Annotated in this window: 19 protein-coding genes; 3 read left to right on the forward strand and 16 right to left on the reverse strand. The window is 62.3% G+C overall.

Annotated features, from left to right (window positions below; translation table 11 throughout):
• Positions 1 to 6: 6 nt before the first annotated feature.
• The 10 genes from BBF93_RS15260 to BBF93_RS15305 form a co-directional block, all read right to left on the reverse strand.
• Complete coding sequence (locus tag BBF93_RS15260) at positions 7 to 1,509, reverse strand: aldehyde dehydrogenase family protein (protein ID WP_114106497.1); 1,503 nt, start codon at positions 1,507 to 1,509, stop codon at positions 7 to 9.
• A 39-nt stretch (positions 1,510 to 1,548) separates the two neighbouring features.
• Complete coding sequence (locus tag BBF93_RS15265) at positions 1,549 to 2,568, reverse strand: type II secretion system F family protein (RefSeq protein WP_114106498.1); 1,020 nt, start codon at positions 2,566 to 2,568, stop codon at positions 1,549 to 1,551.
• 13 nt (positions 2,569 to 2,581) lie between these two features.
• Positions 2,582 to 3,613: a type II secretion system F family protein gene (locus tag BBF93_RS15270; protein WP_233349158.1), complete on the reverse strand. Its 1,032-nt coding sequence runs from the start codon at positions 3,611 to 3,613 to the stop codon at positions 2,582 to 2,584.
• Complete coding sequence (locus BBF93_RS15275; RefSeq protein ID WP_199288418.1) at positions 3,613 to 5,094, reverse strand: CpaF family protein; 1,482 nt, start codon at positions 5,092 to 5,094, stop codon at positions 3,613 to 3,615. Before BBF93_RS15275 ends, BBF93_RS15270 begins: the two co-directional genes overlap by 1 nt.
• Before the next feature lie 25 nt (positions 5,095 to 5,119).
• Entirely contained in the window at positions 5,120 to 6,523 is a 1,404-nt protein-coding gene (locus BBF93_RS15280) for an AAA family ATPase (protein WP_114106499.1), read from the reverse strand.
• 34 nt (positions 6,524 to 6,557) lie between these two features.
• Positions 6,558 to 7,268 carry a CpaD family pilus assembly lipoprotein gene (locus BBF93_RS15285; protein WP_035600265.1) on the reverse strand — a complete coding sequence of 237 codons (711 nt, stop codon included), beginning with the start codon at positions 7,266 to 7,268 and terminating at the stop codon, positions 6,558 to 6,560.
• Between the two features lie 13 nt (positions 7,269 to 7,281).
• Positions 7,282 to 8,889, reverse strand: a complete 1,608-nt coding sequence (locus BBF93_RS15290) for a type II and III secretion system protein family protein (RefSeq protein WP_035600266.1) — start codon at positions 8,887 to 8,889, stop codon at positions 7,282 to 7,284.
• A 2-nt stretch (positions 8,890 to 8,891) separates the two neighbouring features.
• Complete coding sequence (gene cpaB / locus BBF93_RS15295) at positions 8,892 to 9,737, reverse strand: Flp pilus assembly protein CpaB (RefSeq protein WP_114106500.1); 846 nt, start codon at positions 9,735 to 9,737, stop codon at positions 8,892 to 8,894.
• Between the two features lie 98 nt (positions 9,738 to 9,835).
• Positions 9,836 to 10,351 carry a prepilin peptidase gene (locus tag BBF93_RS15300; RefSeq protein ID WP_114106501.1) on the reverse strand — a complete coding sequence of 172 codons (516 nt, stop codon included), beginning with the start codon at positions 10,349 to 10,351 and terminating at the stop codon, positions 9,836 to 9,838.
• A 143-nt stretch (positions 10,352 to 10,494) separates the two neighbouring features.
• A complete protein-coding gene (locus BBF93_RS15305; RefSeq protein WP_114106502.1) occupies positions 10,495 to 10,674 on the reverse strand; it encodes a Flp family type IVb pilin in 180 nt (59 codons plus the stop codon).
• A 306-nt stretch (positions 10,675 to 10,980) separates the two neighbouring features.
• Between BBF93_RS15305 and BBF93_RS15310 the strand changes: the two genes are divergently transcribed.
• From BBF93_RS15310 to BBF93_RS15320, 3 genes are all read left to right on the forward strand, one after another.
• Positions 10,981 to 11,424, forward strand: coding sequence for a pilus assembly protein N-terminal domain-containing protein (locus BBF93_RS15310; protein ID WP_162786593.1), 444 nt, complete (start codon positions 10,981 to 10,983; stop codon positions 11,422 to 11,424).
• A 102-nt stretch (positions 11,425 to 11,526) separates the two neighbouring features.
• On the forward strand, positions 11,527 to 12,093 hold the full coding sequence (locus BBF93_RS15315; RefSeq protein WP_233349159.1) for a TadE/TadG family type IV pilus assembly protein: 567 nt from the start codon (positions 11,527 to 11,529) through the stop codon (positions 12,091 to 12,093).
• Complete coding sequence (locus tag BBF93_RS15320; RefSeq protein ID WP_114106504.1) at positions 12,093 to 12,713, forward strand: TadE/TadG family type IV pilus assembly protein; 621 nt, start codon at positions 12,093 to 12,095, stop codon at positions 12,711 to 12,713. Before BBF93_RS15315 ends, BBF93_RS15320 begins: the two co-directional genes overlap by 1 nt.
• 9 nt (positions 12,714 to 12,722) lie before the next feature.
• Here the strand turns inward: BBF93_RS15320 and BBF93_RS15325 are convergent, their stop codons facing one another.
• The 6 genes from BBF93_RS15325 to murD all read right to left on the reverse strand — a co-directional run bounded on the left by BBF93_RS15325 (position 12,723) and on the right by murD (position 19,757).
• Entirely contained in the window at positions 12,723 to 14,210 is a 1,488-nt protein-coding gene (locus BBF93_RS15325) for an MFS transporter (RefSeq protein ID WP_114106505.1), read from the reverse strand.
• Between the two features lie 93 nt (positions 14,211 to 14,303).
• Positions 14,304 to 15,728, reverse strand: a complete 1,425-nt coding sequence (murC, locus tag BBF93_RS15330) for a UDP-N-acetylmuramate--L-alanine ligase (RefSeq protein WP_114106506.1) — start codon at positions 15,726 to 15,728, stop codon at positions 14,304 to 14,306.
• Positions 15,729 to 15,744: 16 nt separating this feature from the next.
• A complete protein-coding gene (locus BBF93_RS15335) occupies positions 15,745 to 16,104 on the reverse strand; it encodes a hypothetical protein (protein ID WP_114106507.1) in 360 nt (119 codons plus the stop codon).
• Complete coding sequence (gene murG, locus BBF93_RS15340) at positions 16,101 to 17,201, reverse strand: undecaprenyldiphospho-muramoylpentapeptide beta-N-acetylglucosaminyltransferase (RefSeq protein WP_114106508.1); 1,101 nt, start codon at positions 17,199 to 17,201, stop codon at positions 16,101 to 16,103. Before murG ends, BBF93_RS15335 begins: the two co-directional genes overlap by 4 nt.
• Positions 17,194 to 18,345, reverse strand: coding sequence for an FtsW/RodA/SpoVE family cell cycle protein (locus BBF93_RS15345; RefSeq protein WP_114106509.1), 1,152 nt, complete (start codon positions 18,343 to 18,345; stop codon positions 17,194 to 17,196). The genes murG and BBF93_RS15345 overlap by 8 nt, the downstream gene beginning before the upstream one ends.
• Complete coding sequence (gene murD, locus BBF93_RS15350) at positions 18,342 to 19,757, reverse strand: UDP-N-acetylmuramoyl-L-alanine--D-glutamate ligase (protein ID WP_035600279.1); 1,416 nt, start codon at positions 19,755 to 19,757, stop codon at positions 18,342 to 18,344. The genes BBF93_RS15345 and murD overlap by 4 nt, the downstream gene beginning before the upstream one ends.
• Between the last annotated feature and the right edge of the window lie 2 nt (positions 19,758 to 19,759).

A 19,759-nucleotide genomic window follows, 5' to 3' on the forward strand; every position in this document is an offset into this window, starting at 1 on the left:
TGCGGATTAGTCTGGCAGGTCAAAGCGGATGCCCTGCGCCAGCAGCAGGGCACGGGAATAGTTGATGGTATTGGTGGCGCGCCGCATATAGCCCTTCCAGGCATCCGAGCCGGATTCGCGCCCGCCCCCGGTTTCCTTCTCACCGCCGAACGCCCCGCCGATCTCAGCGCCGGATGTGCCGATATTCACATTGGCAATGCCGCAGTCAGAGCCTGCCGCCGAGAGGAAAGTTTCGGCTTCGCGCAGGTCTGTGGTGAAGATGGCCGAGGAGAGACCCGCGCTGGCCGCATTGTTGAGAGCGATAGCTTCAGCAAGATCCGTATAGGGCAGAACATAGAGGATCGGCGCGAAGGTTTCGCGCAGCATGGGCCCCGCCTGACAGGGCATTTCCACGAGGGCCGGCCGGACATAGACGCCGGGACCAGGAAGACGCTCGCCGCCCATGACAATGGCGCCGAGGGCGCGGGCTTCTTCGAGCGCCGTCTGCATGGCTTTAGCTGCGGCCTCATCGATCAGCGGGCCAAGCAGCACCCCTTCCCCTCGCGGATCGCCTACCTTTGCCGAGGCAAAGGCAGTCTGCAGGCGCGCCATCAGCACCTCCTTTGCAGCATGATGCACGAAGAGGCGGCGCATGGTGGTGCAGCGCTGGCCGGCAGTTCCGAGGGCGGAGAAGGCAATCGCGCGAACCGCAAGGTCCATATCCGCAGACGGACAAACGATGCCAGCATTGTTGCCGCCCAGTTCCAGGATCGCCTTGCCGAAACGGGCGGCGACGACGGGCGCCACGGCGCGGCCCATGCGGGTGGATCCGGTGGCCGAGAGGACGGCCACGCGTTCGTCCGCAGCCAGACGGGCGCCGGTCTCCGCGCCGCCGATGAGGCAGGTGAGGAGGCCATTGGGCACGCCGCCGAACTTCTTTGCGGCGCGGGCGGCCACGGCGCTGACGGCGAGCGCGGTGAGCGGAGTTTTCTCCGATGGCTTCCAGATCACGGGATTGCCGCAGACAAGGGCGAGCGCAGCGTTCCAGGCCCAAACGGCAACGGGGAAGTTGAAGGCAGTGATGATGGCGGTGATGCCGGCGGGATGCCAGGTTTCCATCATCCGGTGCCCGGGGCGTTCCGACGCGATGGTGAGACCATGCAGCTGACGGGAGAGCCCGGTGGCGAAATCGCAGATGTCTATCATCTCCTGCACTTCGCCGGCCGCCTCGGCAGGGATCTTGCCCGCCTCCAGCGTGACGAGCGCAGCCAGGTCATCCTTGGCGGCGCGCAGCTCCTCCCCTAACAGGCGAACAAGTTCCCCTCGCCGGGGGGCTGGCACGTCACGCCATGCGACAAAGGCATCGGCCGCTGCGCTGACAGCGGACTCATGGTCCCGGCTTGTAGCGGCGGGAAGATATCCGAGCACGGAGCCATCAAGCGGCGAGCGGCAGGAAAGGCCGCCCTTGGCGGCGGGCATGGGAACGCCAAGGCGAGCGAGGCTGGCGGCAGCAAGGTCAACTGGGGTCATGCCAGCGGTCTAGCCGCCCGGCGCGGCGGGGGAAAGCCCTCAGGCCATATCGCGGGAAGGCACAACCTGGGTAACCTGCGGGGCCGCGTCATTATCCTCCTGCATCGCATTGTACTTGATGTAGGCAGGGCCAAGCACGACCAGGAACAGCACGGGCAGGAAGAAGAGGATCATCGGCACGGTCAGCTTTGCGGGAAGCGCGGCGGCTTTCTTCTCGGCTTCCGACATCCGCATTTCGCGGTTTTCCTTGGCCATCAGGCGCAGCGCGTCGCCCAGCGGCGTACCGTACCGCTCCGCCTGGCCCAGTGCCATACAGACGGCCTTGACGCCTTCATGCCCTGTGCGCAGGGCAAGGTTTTCATAGGCTTGGCGGCGGTCTGGCAGATAGGAAAGCTCAGCCACCGTGATGCCGAACTCTTCGGCAAGCTCGGGAGAGGCCGAGCCGATTTCCTGGCTGACCTTGTTGAAGCCCATCTCGATCGACATGCCGGCCTCGACGCAGATCAGCAGCATGTCGAGCGCGTCTGGAAAGGCGCGCATGATCGACTTCTGCCGTTTCTGGGCAAGGTTTGAGATATAGAGGTTTGGCGCATAGAAGCCGGCGGCGGCACCGAAGATGACCGAGCCATATTTCATGAACTGGCTGAGGCCGAAGTCATTGACAAAGAAGATGTAGAAGAATGTCAGCCCTGCCCCGGCGAAGGGCATGGCCATCCGCGCGAAATAGAAGGCCGAGATCGGCCCCGGGCCGCGCAGGCCGGCCTGGTTCATCAGTTTGACAACGTTGGGATCTTCCAGCGCCTGGGCAAGGTTGAGCTTGGAGGAAATCGACCCGACAACGCTGTCGTCCTTGCGGCGCAGACCCTTTTTTTCCAGCGCCGCGCGGCTCTGCTTACGGAGTTTTTCGCGCTGGCTGGCCACTGCCTTTAGGCGGGTTTCCAGTTTGTTGCCCTGCAGATAGGGCAGGAAAATCGTCACGAAGGTGCCGAACACGGCCGCCGCCACCAGCCATGCGGCCAGCGTCTGGGGTTTGGTGAAGGAGAGCAGAAACTCATACATCCCGCGCCGCGCCTCACATGTCGAAGTTGATCATGTTGCGCATGACCGTGATGCCCGTGCCCATCATGCCGGCAGCCATCACGAGGATGACGTGCCCTGTCTCTGTACGGAAGAGTTCCATGATGTAATCGGGTGTGGTGAGGAAGACCATCAGGCCCACCGCGAAAGGAAGGCAGCCGATAATCATCGCAGAGGCCTTGGCCTCCGAAGAGAGAGCCTTCACCTTCTCGCGCATCATCTTGCGGGAGCGGATGACAGAGGAGAGGTTGTGCAAGGCTTCGGAGAGGTTACCGCCCGCCTTCGACTGGATCATCAGCACGATGGCGAAAAAGTTGATCTCCTGTAGCGGCATGCGCTTGTAAAGCGCGGCCAGCGAACGGTCGAGACCCGCGCCCATGGCCAGGTTGTCGGCGAAGGTCATGAACTCTTTGCGCAGCGGCTCGGGGCTTTCCTTTGCAATGACGCGGATACATTCGTTCAGCGGCAAACCTGACCGCACGCCGCGCACAATGATGTCCAGCGCGTCGGCGAACTGGTTCACCATCTTGGTATGGCGCCCTTTGATGAGGAAGTTCAGGATGAACTGCGGAACGCCCAGCGTGCCGCCGAAGAAGGCCGCCGCCACCAGAACGGGCCGGCTTTTCAGGGAAATGCCGTTGATAACCAGACCATCGGCGCCGGAAATATAGACAACCCCGGCACAGACCAGCCCGCACACAGCCGAAAGCAACCAGAACATCGGCACGGGTATCTCAAGACCCGCCTGGGTGAGCTTGGACCCGATATTCCGCATGGGATCATTCCGGCGGCGCTCTTTGTCCTGCTTGCGCAGCCCTTCGAGCATCTCCTGCGTTTTTGCCCGGCGGCGGGCGTTTTCGTCAGCAACCTTGCCGCCCTTGACCTGCCCCCCTCCCCGACCAGCGCTAATCGCCCTGGCACGCTTGCGGGCCGCGTCGTCATTGTTGCTGGTAAGCACAAGGCCCAGGCCGACAATCGCCAGGAAGGCGAGCGCCGCGACAATGTAGGGAACCATTGAACCAGCCATCAGCCGCCATTGACCTCATCAAGAGCAGCGGCGAGTTCGCGCTCAAGGTTATAGTAGGAGGCCCGCTCCCAGAAGCGCGGCCGGCCGATGCCCATGCCCCTGTGGCGGCCAGTGATCTTGCCGTTCTCGTCTTCGCCGTCGATCTCGTATTTGAGGATATCCTGAAGAACGATCGTGTCGCCCTCAAGCCCAAGCACCTCGGTGATACACATGATGCGGCGGGAGCCATCGCGCAGACGCGACGCCTGAACGACCACGTCAATCGATCCGACAATCATCTCACGGATGGTTTTTGCCGGCAGGGAGAAACCGCCCATGGTGATCATGGATTCCACACGGCTGAGCGCTTCGCGCGGGCTGTTGGCGTGCAGCGTACCCATCGAGCCGTCATGGCCGGTGTTCATGGCCTGCAGAAGGTCGAACGCTTCAGGACCGCGCACCTCGCCCACGATGATCCGTTCGGGACGCATACGCAGACAGTTCTTTACGAGTTCGCGCATGGTGACTTCGCCCGAACCCTCGATGTTCGGTGGGCGGGTTTCGAGGCGCACCACATGGGGCTGCTGCAGCTGAAGTTCGGCGGAGTCTTCACAGGTGATGACGCGCTCCCCCGGCTCGATGAAGCCGGTAAGACAGTTGAGCAGCGTCGTCTTGCCTGAGCCCGTACCGCCCGATATCAGAACATTGCAGCGGCTATGACCGATAATGCGCAGGATCTCCGCGCCAGCTTCGCTGATCGATCCGAAGCGGACCAGATCGTCAAGCTTCAGCTTGTCCTTCTTGAACTTACGAATGGTGAGCGTGGGGCCGTCAATGGCGAGCGGCGGGGCAATCACGTTGACGCGGGATCCGTCAAGCAGGCGCGCGTCGCAAATCGGTGAGCTTTCATCCACGCGCCGGCCAACCTGGCTGACGATCCGCTGGCAGATGTTCATCAGCTGCGCATTGTCGCGGAAACGGATATTGGTCCGTTCGATCTTGCCGTTGACCTCGATATAGGTTGTGTCGGCGCCGTTGACCATGATATCGGCAATGTCATCCCGCGCCAGCAGCGGCTCAAGCGGGCCATAGCCAAGCACATCGTTACAGATATCGTCGAGCAGGTATTCCTGCTCGGAGATCGACATCACGACATTCTTGATGCTGATGATCTCGACGACAATGTCGCGGATTTCCTCACGCGCGCTCTCGGTGTCCAGCTGGGCGAGCTGGGAGAGGTCAATCGTGTCGATCAGAGCGTTGAAGATGGTGGTCTTGGTCGCGTAATACTGATCGGAATGCTGATTGACCTTGCGGACGGGCTCGGGCTTCACCTCCGGGGTCTTAAGCTTTGCTGCCGCAACAGGTGCAGGCTCGGGCGCGCGCGGCTTGACCGGCGCAGCCGGCGCGGCTGGCGCTGGGGTAGCCGGCTTCGGCGCCGCCGCAGGCGCCGGTGACGGCAGCGTTGCGGAAGATGTAACCGAGCGTTTGCCAAAAGCCATGATCTATCCCGTTTTCTTGAACGCCCTACTTACCCAGCAGTTTCTTGAGGAATGATTTCTCCACCCTCTGGATCGCCCGCCCGCTGAGCGCCGCAGCCAGCTGATCGATGGCCATGGCCGGGCGTGAGGCCGGGCCGGTTTCGGAAATCATCTGGCCATTATTGGCCGCCGTGCCGAACACTTCCGGGTCGAAGGGCACGATGATCTCGGGCTCCACGCCGATGGCGGCGGCGAAATCCTTCACCGGAATTTCCGGCCGCTTGGGCACACCGCACATGTTCAGCACCAGCCGGGGCGCGTTGTCGTTGACCCGGTGGCCCTTGAGCTGGTCGATCAGGTTCTTGCCATTGCGCAGCGAGGCCAGATCTGGCTGGCAGACCACGATTACCTCGTCAGATTGAATCAGCGTGGTGCGCAGCCACTGGTTCCAGACATGTGGCAGATCCAGCACCATGAAGGGCACGTTCCGGCGCACACCCTGGATGACGGTCGTGTACGCATCATCGGGAATATCGATGATCTGGTTGATATGGGCCGGCGCTGTGAACAGGGAGAGGCGCTCAGTGGCGCGCGCCAGCAGGCGCTCGATCACCGCGTCGTCAGCCCGCTCCGGCGCCAGCAGTGCATCGGCGATCGTCTGGGGCGTTTCCTGGTTGAAGTCGAGCGCGGTGGTGCCGAAGGAGAGATCGAGGTCGACCAGCGTGGTGTTGACCTTGATGTTCTCCGCCAGCGACCAGGCAAGGTTGTGGGCAATGGTGGACGCCCCTACCCCGCCCTTTGCACCGACCACGGATATCTGGCGGCCAACAAAGGGCGCGTCCGGATCGGTAAACAGGCTCGATATAGCGCGGATGATCTGAAGCGGCTGGAACGGGGGAACAAGGTATTCCGATACGCCCCGCGCCATCAGCTGGCGGTAGAGCATGATGTCGTTGACCGATCCGATGACGACGACCTTCACATGCTCGTCGCAATGCTCGGCCAGCGCGTCGACCTCGGCGATCACCTGCTCGGCCACCGAGCCGGACTCGATGAGGATGAGGTTGGGGGTGGGGTTCCCCTGCAGATAATGGATCGCAGACGGAATGCCGCCAGGCAGGCACTCGACGGTGGCCCGTCCCATGCGCCGGTCCTGCGCGCAAAGTTCCATCAGCAGACGGGTTTCTTCACGCTCATAGAACAGCTTGATCGAAATGGCCGGCAGCAGGGCGTCGCCACCCTCATCTCCGGAAGAGAAAACCGGCATATTGTAGTTGGCCGGACGAGCCGCGAAATCCACCACCGGCTGCACGGGCGCAGCTGCCGCGGGCGCTTCCCCAAAGATTGCCGCCGTCGCCTTGCCTATCGGTGTCGATGGCCCCTCTTCGCCGAAGACATCTTCGAACTCAGGGTCGATGTCGTCTTCGAACATCGGATTGTCTTTACCCATCTTCTTTGTGCTCCCCGAGGCTTGCGCCTAGACGTTACTGAACTGCCGACGAGACAGCGCCGGACTCCTGGCTCAACCGTTCGGACGCCGTGGATTCCCCAGCACGGAACTTCTCCAGAATGACCTCGCGGCGGGAAAGATCAGACGGGTCAAGCGCGCGCTTCCCGAGAAGGTCACCTGGATCAATGATCATGGCGGCCAGATTGGTGCGGACCGAACAGCCCAGCGTCGGCAGTTGGTTGTTGGAATCGATATTGCTGAAATCCACCGTCGACTTGGGTGGGCAATAGGGCGCAATCGCCTCATAGCTCTGATAGGCCAGGATCATCGGCTCACTGACGGGCGAGCCCGCGCCATGGGCGCGGCCTGTCATTTCTTCATACTCAACGCCGAGATCCCAGGCGATGGCGCGGGCCTCTGCCACGGCGGCGACCGCGAGTTGCGGATTGGCCGAGGCCTGGGGCATCGACAGGACCAGGGGCCCATGGCCGCGCTTCACATAGCCTGCCAGGAATTCGCGGATACGCGCCCGGTCGCTGCTGGAAAGCTCGCTGGACTGCGCATCGATGGCGACTTCCAGAAACTCGGTGCGCTTTTCGACCTGAATGGCATTGAGATCGAGCGGTGAGGTTTCAAGATAAGCCGCTGGCACGGCGGTCGGCGCGGCGCTGGCGCAGGCCGTTATGGCCGCGGCGCTGGCGCCGAGGGCGATGAGAGCTGGTAGCGAACGGATCTGACGGGTCATGGTCTGTCTTGCCCTACTCTTCCATAAAGCCCACAGGGGCACGATATTCGTCAGCCTTGATGGGGGCGCCATCGCGGCCATAGGTTTCATTCAGCTTGCCGAAGAAAATGGTCTTGGCGTCCGAGGCGTTGGCATAACCGTCGGCGGGCGATTTCATGTTCGCCTTGCTGGCCGGGCCGACGAGATAGGGCGTCACCATCACGACCAGTTCGGTTTCATCCGAGAGGAAATCCCGCGACTGGAACAGGGCGCCCAGAATTGGCAGCTTCTTGAGACCAGGCAGCTGATCGACGGTCTGGCGGTCTTTCACCGAAATGAGACCCGCCATCATCATCGAGCCACCCGAAGGAAGTTCGACCACGGACTCTGCCCGCCGCACCGAAAGGGCTGGCAGGGTGGCGCCCTGAATGATCGTGGTGTTGCCATCCGGATCGGTAAAGGTCTGCGCCGCGCCCTGGAAGGCACCTTGTGAAGTCAGCTCGGACACTTCAGTCGACACTTTCAGCGAGATGCGCCCCTCGGAGAGGACAACCGGCGTGAAGGCAAGGCCGACCCCGTAAGGTTTGAACTCCACCGTGATCTGGCCGTTCTGGTTCTGGCCGACCGGCACCGGGAACTCGCCGCCCGCGAGGAATTTCGCGCTCTCACCTGACATTGCCACGATGTTGGGCTCCGCCAGTGTACGGACAATGCCAATACGCTCCATCGCGTCGATCGCCGCCCCGACAGAGGACTGCAAGCGGCCATTATTGTAGTTGGTGTAGCCCGTTTTCAGAGACACCCCGCCCAGAGCCTGGCCCTGAACGTTGAAACCATTGGACGCGCTTCCGGAGAAGGAATTGGTGAAGGGGCTGTCGGGCTGGAGCATCTCGACGGCATTGCCCTGTCCGGTGGTATTGTACTGCCCCGTATCCGGATCAAAGAACAAGGGCAGGCCGCCCTGGAACACCTGCTGCAGCGACTGGCTGGCAAGTTCTCCAAAGCTGGTGGAGCCGGAAAGATTGATCCCCAGCTGCTTGATTACGCTGCGCTGCATCTCGACGATGCGCACTTCAAGCAGGACCTGATCCGCCGCGTTGACGTTCAGCATATTGACGATCTGAAGGCTGCCGCCGGCAGCCGCTTCCGGGAAGAAGGCCTTGACCAGACGGCTGACCTGATCGGACTGGGAGAGATTATCCACCATCCCGGTCAGGATGATGCTGCCATTGATGCTTTCAATCTTTACCCGCGCATCGGGAACATGCCGGGAAATGGTGTCCTCAAGGGAGGCAAGATCGGTTTCAACGGAAATGTTGAGGTCGAGCAGCGTGCGCCCTGCCCGGTCGAAGATCAGCGCATTGGTCTGGCCGAACCGGATACCGCGGAAAATGATCCGCTGCGCGGTCTGGACAACGGCGTCCGCGATCTCGGGATTGGAAATCACCACATCGGCGGCTGGCGCTTCCAGATCGACGATCATCGACTTGTCGACCCCGAGCGTCACCCGGCGGGAAACGGCCTGGTCGCCCGGCTTCGTGATGCTGGTTCCCATCCCGTTCGGCACGGTCTGGGCCACCGCCAGCGGGCCTGCTGCGATTGTAATGAGGGTAGCGCAGGTCAGCGCCTTCATCATGCGCATAATCAGTTGCTCCCCATGGCCGTAAGGGTCGGCCTGCTGTTGCGAATAATCATCACGGCGCTGCCGGCATCGTCGCCGCCATTCAGCTCGAGGCGCGGCGTGCGCGCGGCGCTGACGGCTTCCTCGCTGAGCGGACGCAGTGCGAGGGAAAGCTGTCCCTTGCTTTGCGACAGGGCCACCAGCTCTGCTTCGGAGGGGGTTACCTCAAGCGTTGCGGTGCGGCCGATACGCGTGGACTCTTCCGGCGCGCCGGGTGCATAGGCCTGGTCAATCGCCAGCACACGCACATTCTGAAGGATGATCTTGGAAACGGTGCGCTCTTCCGTCAGGCCATTATTGGCGGTCGGCTTCTGTTCATAGGTAAGGATCAGGTCCACCCGGTCATTGGGCAGAATGAAGCCCCCCGAGGCAGACTCAGGCGATATACCAACCGAGACAGCGCGCATGTCTGCGCCCATGAGCACCGGCAGAAGGCCCGCCTCGCCGCGCTTGACGATGCGCTGGGGCATCAGGGGTTCGCGCTTGTAGACCGGCATTTTTACAACTGCGCCAGCGATCTCCTCGATCGCATTCGGGGCCGCCGCTTCGGTATACTGACCTTCGACAACGCCTTTCTCTGGCCAGACCGACCATTGGAGGTCTTCGGCCTTTATCTGTTCACCGATGGCGAAGTCCCGTTTGGCGGTCAGAACCTTGATCTCGGAGACCTGTTCTGTCTGGACGATGGTGTTGTCGCGGGTCACCGTCTCGGTGACGACCTGCGGCTGGCTCATGCGGCTTACAAGCAGGGCTGCCCCGCCGGCTGCCACAAGCGCCAGCAACAGGATAATAATGCGTATCGGCGACATGCGGCGCCTCTCCCTCCCAATTCCGTATGCAAAGGTAAACGCATACGGCCAGCCAGTTCATACTGTGGGGAAAATTGCACGCGCCGCCTAAAGGATCGTTAACCGGTAAATCCCGCAACACGGAATAGATCTGCGAGGAGGGGCGATTTGACGCCGGCCAGGAGCGCGCCGGCCGCAATGGCAACGCCGTAGGGGACGCCCGCCTTTTCTTCAAAAGGAGCGCGCATGAAGCCGGGGATCAGTTCGGCCGGCGTGGTGCGGCGGACCATCAGGATGACGAGCGCGCAGGCCCCGCCGACCAGCGCCATGTAGTAAACGAAGGGAAACGCCGCCGCCGGGCCCATCCACAGCACAACAGCCGGGATCATCTTGGCGTCTCCTCCCCCGAAGATACGGAAGGCGAAGAGGCCGAAGGCAATCACGAAGGCGAGACCACCCGCTATCAGATGCCCCCCCAGGATTTCGAGCGGTAGGCCTGAAACAGCCGCAGCCGAAACAAAAAGCCCCGCCAGCGTGAGGTTCAGCCAGTTGGGAATCTTCAGCTGGTTCACATCAAACAGCGCCGCCACAACACAGAGGCTGAGGAACAGGGCAGCAAGGATCATGAGCACCATCTGGCATCTCCCGTTTATTTGTTTATGTGAGCAGTCTGCCGCAAAAGACTGAAAGAAGGCTTGAAGCGCAGCACACGGCACACAGCACAAATGAAAAGAGCCGCCGGAAGACCGGCGGCTCTCTCATACGAACTGAACTTCGATTAGGTCGAAGGAGCAGCAGCGCCTTTGCTGATCTCGTCCGAAACGTTGTTAAACGTGTCGTTGGCCGAGCTACCAAGAGCGGAAACACCGCCGATAATGGCAACAGCGATCAGAGCGGCGATCAGGCCATACTCGATTGCGGTGGCGCCGGACTCGTCTTTCAGAAAACGTGCAAACATTGGAAACTCCCATCATGCGTTTGACAGTTCCGGCTAGAAACTTTTATTCCCGGAACAGAAATGGTTCTACACGCGCAACTTTGAGATCTCGTTTCCGGAGTCAGAAAATTCATGAAGCGAAATCAGGGGGTTGTTTACTGATTACGCCGCAGCAAGCCCGGGCCCTACGCGCGCGCGATTCCTTATATATATACCTTGAAAATCCCCCTTCCCGGCGGAATGCTTTCGCCATGCCGGCGGGGCATTAGGAAATAGGAAACCAAAATAGGCGAGGTTCCGGAAAACATGCGCCGGAGTTTCCGTATAATGAAGATCCTCGTGAAGCCTGCCCTTGCTGCTCTCGCCAGCCTGCTTCTCTCCGGCGCCGCCCAGGCACAGCACTTGTCCATCGAGGCTTCCAAAACAGTGCCCCTGCGCCTTTCCGGCCCTGCCTCCAGCATCGTGGTGGGCAACAAGAACATTGCCGATGTCGCCGTGCATGACGAGCGGCTGATCTTCGTGACAGGCAAGAGCTATGGCACCACCAATCTGATGGTGTTCAACAAGGCCGGTGAAGAGGTTTACAGCGCCGAAGTGGTCGTCACCGCCAACTCTTCCAACCTGGTGACCATCAACCGCGCCGGCCAGAACCAGACTTATGATTGCGCCCCGGTCTGCCGGTCAGCGCTGACGCTGGGGGATGATCCGGCCTATTTCTCGGGGCTCATACAGCAGCAGCTGCAAGCCCAGGCCTTGACCGAAGGCAACTGACCGCCAGCCAGGCAATGCGTAAAATTGCATCGACCTGATCAACGGGCCACAAACCGGAACATGATAAAGCCTCAGGCTGATCCCATTGGGGGGAATAGCCTGATGATGCCCAGCATCCGATACAGCCTTGCGGCGCGCCTTCACGCGCGCCTTCGCGATTACGCCAGCGACCGCAGGGGCGTCGCTGCGGTGGAGTTTGCGCTGATCGCGGCTCCCTTCTTTTTCCTGATTTTTGGCCTGCTGGAAGTCTGCATGATCTTCATCATGGCGGCGATCCTTGACCATGGTATTGCCGATGCCGCCCGGCCGCTGCGCACGGGCGCTGTGCAGCAGGCGGGCATGACACCTGAAGAGTTCCGCGAGCTGCTCTGCAGTGAACTGATGGGTATGATGGACTGCCAGAACCGCCTTTATTTCGACGTCCAGACCATTGATGGCTTCAGCTCCGTGCCAACGGGCTCGCCTCTAAACGACGCGGGCGCCATCAATGGCGAGGAATTCGGGTTCATTCCGGGCGGCCCCAACGATATCGTGGCCGTGCGCGTATTCTATGAGTGGGATCTGATGACCCCGATCCTCAGCGCCCCCCTCGCCAACATGGCCGGCCACAAACACCTGATCCAGTCCAATGTAGTGTTCCGCAACGAGCCCTTCGGGAGCGAATCCTAATGCTGCTCAATCGCTATTTCAAAGCCCGCCTGGAGCGGAAGAACGCGCCCCGGCGACTTGGCCTGAAAAGTCTTCTTCGCAATGAGGATGGTGTTTCTGCCGTCGAATTTGCCTTTATTGCGCCCCTCATGGTGCTGATCTTCTTCGGCTGTATCGAGCTGAGCTTCATAATGCGCGCTGATCGCCGCGTTACGGCAACAGCCTCCAGCCTGGGGGATCTCACCTCACGCCTCGCCTCGGTATCCGATGAGGACATGCGAGAGCTCTACAACGCCGCCACGGTAATGATGCAGCCCTATCCGGCATCGGAAACCCGCATGCGGATCACATCCATCGTCGATAGCGGCAATGGACAGAAGCGGGTTGCCTGGTCAGACGGCTACAAGATGGAGCCGCGCGTGGTCAATTCCATCGTGCCGGTGCCTGATGGCATTGTGCCCCAGCCCGGTTCGGTGATCCTGACCGAGATCGAGTATGACTATACAAGCGGCTTCAGCGTCGTGATCGATACATCGATAACGATGAGCGACACCTTTTATCTCCGCCCCCGGCGTGTTTCGAATATCGAACGCATCCGCAAGAGCGGCGGCGGCCCGCCTGCCTTCGGCCCAGCGAGCTGAGAGATTACGCTAGGCGGCGCGCCGCTGGGGCGGATCAGACTTGACCGTCAGCAACACCGCGAGCCCGAGGAAGAACAGCAGCGCGATGGCCGACATGCCGATCCGCTGATCGCCTGACCAGCGCGTGAACTGCTCGATCAGCAGCGGCCCGAGCCAGACCGTCACCGTTCCGGCGATCGCGAACAGGCCGAAGAATTCGCCCCGCATATGCGCCGGCGCGACATGGATCAGCATCGACCGGCTCGAGGAAATGTTCGCCGTGGCGAAGATGGCAATCAGCGCGCCTTGGAACAGATAGATAAGATCCGATGAGCCGGAGAAGAATGGCGCGTCCCATACCTTTACGTTTGGCACCAGGCCGAAGAAGGCAGAGTCTCGCGTGACCGAAAGACCGAGGAACAGGATCAGCACAATCGCGGCGATCTCGACGATCAGCGCATTCTTGGGACCGAGCCGCTGGTCCAGCCAACCACCGAAGATGCCGCCCGCCACGCCCCAGGCCGAGGCCCAGATGGCGTAGATGGTCAACTCGATCAGGCCCCAGCCGAGGAACAGACTGACATACACCGCGCCGATGGTCAGCAGCGCGAACATCCCGTCCGCATAGATGGTCCGGGCAATGAGGAATTTGAACGCCTCGCGGTGATGCGCCGCCTGGCGAATGGTGCGGACCACGCCCTGGGCGCCTTCCCGGATCGCGCGTACCGGCGAAGTGCCCCGTACGCCCGTATCCCTCGCATAGAGGAAAAACGGGATCATGGAGGCCAGCATCCAGACCCCGCAGATCGGCCCGGCAATGCGAAACTGTTCGTACTGGGCCGGATCAATTCCAAACAAGGGGGCGGAAAAGGGCCAGCCAAGCACCTCCGGCAGCGCAAACATGAACACGATGGCGACAAACATCAGCGTCGCCATGCCATTGCCGAGCGCAAGGCCAAGTCCCGATACGGCCGGCAAAGCGTCCAGCCGCGCCGCATCCGGCAGCATCGAATTGTGCGCCACCTCGCTATAGCTGTAGCAGACATAGGCGATAATCAGCAGCGACATGATCGCGCCGGTCGAGAGGCCGACCGGTCCCGGAATGGCCCACCAGAGGGAAATTCCCACCAGCGAGATCAGCGACAGGCAAAAGAAGATCAGCGGCTTGCGGCGCAGGCCCCGGTCGAACGCGGCGCCGAGGAAGGGCGCGGTCAGGGCAGCGATATAGCCTGCCGTCTTGGAAAGATTGGCAACCATCGCCTGGCCTTCGGCGCCCGCAACGCGGCGGGCCTCCTCAGGCGAGAGCCCATCCAGCTTGCCGCTGGCGAGAATGTCGGCGCCGACAATGTCCCGCGCGAAATACGGCGCGAACACATAGATGACGATCAGGATGTAGTAGGGATTGCGCGCCGCCTCAAACCAGGCCCAGGAGAAGCCGGTCTTGCCGAGCGCGCCTCCTTCTCCCTTGTGAGTATGAGCCAGGTTGCCGCCACCGGCATCCACAATCGCTTGCGCCATTCGCATCCTCCCGGCGCGTGTGCTCCGCGCGTTGTGCGGCGAGACTAGTCGCAATTGCACAAAGCGGAAGGCGGTTTTGTCTGTGACCCAGCGTCAGCCCTGAAGCTTGCCGGCAAGCTCCCCGGCATAGCGGGTGATGTCCCCTGCTCCCAGGCAGACAACCATCGCGCCCGGCCCCGCCAGCGCCTTGACCGCTTCGGGCAGATCGGCGAGCGACGACAATGCCTGCGCGCTGCGATGGCCGTGGCGCTGGATGGAGCGGACAAGGGCTTCGTGCGTGATGCCGGGTATGGGCGTCTCGCCCGCCTCATAGACAGGGGCGACCAGAAGATGATCGGCCTGATCGAAGCAGCGGGAAAATTCCTCAAAGAGGTCGCTCAACCGCGAATACCGGTGGGGCTGGCAGACAGCGATCAGCGTGCGGTCGCCCTGCATGGCGCGCCCGGCCTTGAGCACCGCGGCAATCTCGACCGGGTGGTGGCCGTAATCATCGATGATCTTCACCGGATCCTGCCCCGCAGCGGGCACCCAATCGCCCACCGGCGTAAAGCGCCGCTTCACGCCGCCAAACTTTGCCAGAGAGCCCCGGATCTGGTCATCACTCGCGCCGAGTTCGAGCGCCACGGTGATGGCCGCCAGCGCGTTCTGGACGTTATGCTCGCCCGCCATCGGCAGGGTCAGCCCTGCGATCCGGCGGGGCGGCTCGCCGGCCCCGCGCCGGATTTCGACGTCGAAATGCGCGCCGGAAAGATCGGTGCGCAGGCTCACCGCGCGCACATCGGCCTGCAGGTTGAACCCATAGGTGATGCGCCGCCGGTCGGTGACGCGGGCAGCCAGCGCCTGTACTTCAGGGTGATCCGTACAGAGAACAGCAAAGCCATAGAAGGGCAGGTTCTCGACAAAGGTGTCGAACGCCTCGCGCAGATTTTCCATGGTGCCGTAATGGTCCATATGCTCGGGGTCGATATTGGTAACGATGGCGCAGGTGGGGTGAAGCTTGGCGAAGGTGCCATCGCTCTCATCGCTTTCCACCACCATCCAGTCGCTTTCGCCCGCCTTATAGTTCGAGCCATAGGCATGGATGATGCCGCCATTGATGACCGTCGGGTCTATGCCCGCCCCGTCCAGCAGGCAGGCGACCAGCGAGGTGGTGGTCGTCTTGCCATGCGTGCCAGCAATGCAGACGGTGTATTTGAGGCGGGTGATCTCGGCCAGCATGTTGGCCCGGCGCACAACCGGGATGCCTGCAGCGCGCGCGGCCTGCACTTCCGGATTATCGCGGCGGATAGCGGTGGAGATGATCACCGTGCCCGCGCCGGTCACATTCTCGGCTTTGTGGCCGATGAACACTTTCACCCCGCGCGCCCGCAGGCGCTCGACATTGGCGCTGTCGGCCACGTCCGAGCCCTGAACCTCATAGCCCATGGTCAGCATCACATCGGCAATGCCCGACATACCGATGCCACCGATGCCGACGATATGCGCCGGGCCTACCGGAAACGGGGTTGGGGTGGTCATGGCAAACCTCGCGCCTCTAAATCGTCCGCCGCGTCAGTGACAACAAAAGCCCCGCAATCGCAACGATCAGCATCAGGCCCATCACCAGTGTCATCGGACCTTCGCCCTTATGCACACCGACGCCTTCGACCAGAACCTGCACATGCGTGAAATACGACATCCAGAAAATCCCGACCGTAACACCCCACGCCGCCGACAGCATGCGGGAGGAGCCCTGATACAGCGTGCGGATGGCGCCCCAGATCAGCGCCCCGGCCGTAATGAAGCTGACCAGCCAGAACGGCCAGGGCAGCCAATGGCCCCAATTACGCACGACCTCGAAGATCGTGAGGAACAGGCCGAAGACGAGTGCAATGTAGGCAGAGCGGCGGATCATAGTTCCGCGATCCTCTCCGCCATTTCCGCCAGTTTCAGGGCCGCATCCGGGCGGGCTGCAGACTTTGCCGCGGCAGCGCGCGCCGCAAGGTCTGGCCCGTCGGAGAGGCGCGCTGAGATCAGCTCGCCCAGCAGCTTGGGTGTCACATTGGCTTCCAGGATCATGTCGGCGGCGCCCACCTCGGTCAGCGCTTCAGCGTTCGCCGCCTGATGGTCATCCATGGCGATGGCGAGCGGAATGAGGATCGATGGGCGCCCGACAGCGGCCAGTTCGCTCACCGTGCCGGCGCCCGAGCGCGCGATCACCAGATGGGACGCAGCGAGACGCTCCGGCATGTCGCGGAAGAAGGCAGACAGCTCGCAGGCAACACCGGCATTGCGGTAGATGTTCGAGACAATCTCATATTGTTCCTCGCGCACCTGCTGGACCACCTTGAGGCGCACACGCAGCGGCGCGGGAATATGATTGGCGATCGCCAGCGGCACGACTTCGCCAATGATGCGCGACCCCTGGCTGCCACCGGTGACGAAGATGTTCAGCGTCTCGTCCGTAGGCGGATAGGGAACCTTACCGGCTTCCAGGATGGGGGCGCGCACGGGATTGCCGATCGGCATGTGCGCCGATCCGGGGGGCAGGCGGTCGAGCCGCTCAAAGCCGCTGGCCACCAGCCTGGCATGTTTGGCAAACTGGCGGTTCACCCGGCCAAGCACGGCATTCTGTTCGTGGATGATGATCGGGACGCCTAGGCGCCGCGCCGCCGCCAGCGCGGGAAAGGCCGGATAGCCCCCGAAACCGGCGACCAGCGCCGGCAGATGCTGCTTCATCAGGCGGCGGGCCCGGGCAATGCCGGCATTGATCTTCAACGCCGCGCCGGGCACCGTCCAGGGCTTGCGGAAATTGGGGCTGGCCGCCTCGATCTCTTCCTTCCAGTCTGCCGGAAAGTCGGCAGCGTATTTCAGGCCGCGGGAATCGGAGATCAGCGCCGTGTTCCAGCCGCGCGCGCGCATTTCATCGGCAAAGGCGCGGGCGGGGAACATGTGACCGCCGGTGCCCCCGGCTGCGATGATGACGAGTTTTGAATCGGGTGTGTCAGCCATACTGGCCACGGCTCCTTGTGCCTTCGCCGCGGACGAGAGCAAGCGCAAGGCCGAGCGTCAATCCCATACCCACCATGGAAGAGCCGCCATAGGAGACAAAAGGCAGTGTCACACCGGTTGGCGGCAGAACGGCCAGGTTCACGCCGATATTGACCGCCGCCTGGAGGCTGAACAGGGTGAAGAGGCCCGCCGCCGCCGTGCGGGCATAGCCGTCCTCGATACGGGCAGCCGCGCGGAAACCGCGGATCGCCATCATCGCAAAGATCGCCATCAGCACCACAATCGCCACGAGACCAAACTCCTCGGCCATCACCGCGAAGATGAAATCGGTATGCGCGTCCGGCAGGCGGGCCTTCACCAGCCCTTCCCCCGGCCCGACACCGAACAGGCCGCCCCGGCTGATGGCTTCGGCCGCCTTGTCGAGCTGGTAGCGGTCCACCGAAGCCGGGTTCACGAACACATCCACCCGCGCCTTCACATAAGGCAGCAGATTATAGAGCGCTATCGCCAGCACGCCGCCGCCCAGTCCAAAGATCCCCACCCAGCGCTTGGGCAGGCCGCTGACGAAGAAGGTCGTCAGAAAGGCGGCCGTCAGCAGCACCGACTGGCTGACATCCGGTTGCAGCAGCAGCAGGCCGAGCGTCACCGCATAGAAGATGAAGGCCACCAGCGCCCAGGGGCCCTTGGGATAAAGCTCGCGCTGCGCCAGCAGCCAACCGCAGAGTAGGATCAGCGCCGGCTTCACCGTCTCGCTCGGCTGGATGGAGAAGCCGGCAAAGCGTAACCAACGCTGGGCGCCCTTGGCCTCATGCCCGATGCCAAGCACGGCAATCATCATCATGATACTGACGAAGAAAATCGCGGTTGCCGCGCGCCGCGCCCATTTCCGGTCAAGCGCGCTGAAACTCATCATGATCGTAAAGCTGAGGGCCGCCAGTCCCGCCTGCCGGTAGACGAAGTAATAGGCGTCGCCATAGCCGATCCGCGCAGAGGCAGACGGCCCGGCAGCGAGCGACATCAGGAGACCGATCCCCATCAGCAGAACGGCGCCGGCCACCAGCCCCCAATCCAGCGTGCGGCGCCATTCGGTAAACCAGGATGCATCCGAACGCGGCAGAAGCGGTGCGTTGGCCGTGTAGCTCACGCGGTCACCTTGAGACTGGCCGGCATCATGCCCTGCACAAGGCTGCGGAACGCGTCGCCCCGCTGCTCGTAATCCTTGAACTGATCAAAGCTAGCGCAGGCAGGCGACAGAAGGATGACCGCGCCCGGCTCTCCGGCCGCCTTGGCATCGCGATAGGCCGCCTCCACCGCCCGGTCGAGCGCGCCGCACACCTGACTGGGCACCTTGCCGTGCAGCGTAGCGGCGAAGGCATCTTCGGCCTGGCCGATCAGGTAGGCCTTGGTGATGTTGGGAAAGAGCGGGGCGAGCGGGGCAATGCCCTCCGCCTTCGGAACCCCGCCGGCAATCCAGTAGATGTTCTTGAAGGCGCGCAGCGCCTGTTCGGCAGCCTGGGCGTTGGTTGCCTTGGAATCGTTGATGAAGCGGATGCCGCCGATCTCGCCGACCGCTTCCATCCGGTGGGCAAGGCCGGGGAAGGAGCGCAGTCCCGCCATGATCGTACCCGGATCAAGGCCCAGCGCCCGGCACGCCGCATACGCCGCCGCGGCGTTCTGATAGTTGTGGCGTCCGATCAGCGCCGGACATTCATCCAGCTTGCCGACGAATTCCGCCTTGCCCGACTGATTGTCATAAAGGCGGCCGTCCACCGCGCTGATGCCCTTGCCCAGCGTGTAGGTAGAGGAAATCTGCACCACCTTCTGCGGCCCCTTGGCCGACAGGCCGATGGCGATCGACTGGGAATAGACATCGTCAAACCCGATGACGGCGACATCCTTCTCCGTCTGGTTCTGGAAGATGCGCATCTTCGCGGCCTGATAGCCATCCATGCCGCCATGCCGGTCGAGATGGTCAGGCGAGAGGTTCATGAAGACGGCCACATCGCAGCGCAGGCTTTTCACCAGGTCGAGCTGGTAGGACGACATCTCCAGCACATAGATGGCATTGGAATGCAGCGGGGCGAGATCGAGCACGCCGGTGCCGATATTACCGCCAACGCGCGCATCGCGGCCCGCCTGTTTCAGTATATGCCCGATCAGCGCCGTGGTGGTGGACTTGCCATTGGTGCCGGTGATCGCGACGATCTTCGGCCGCGCCCGCTCGGGCAGTGCCTGCACGGCGCGCGCGAAGAGTTCCATATCCCCGATCACCGGAACGCCGGTCATCTCCGCCATCCGCACCAGGCGGTGAGGTTGGGGGAATTTGTACGGAATGCCCGGCGACAGGACGAGCGCAGCAAAGGTCTGCCAGTCGCGCTTGTTGATGTCGGAGAGGGCGATGCCGGCCGCTTCGGCCTTTGCGCGGCTTTCCTCATTATCATCCCACGCATGGACGCGCGCGCCGCCAGCCTTGAGGGCTTTGGCCGCGCTGAGACCGGTGCGGCCAAGGCCGTACACCGCAACGTCTTTTCCAGCGTATTCGGTAATGGGGATCATGG

Source organism: Hyphomonas sp. CACIAM 19H1 (assembly GCF_003325995.1).
GTDB lineage: Bacteria > Pseudomonadota > Alphaproteobacteria > Caulobacterales > Hyphomonadaceae > Hyphomonas > Hyphomonas polymorpha.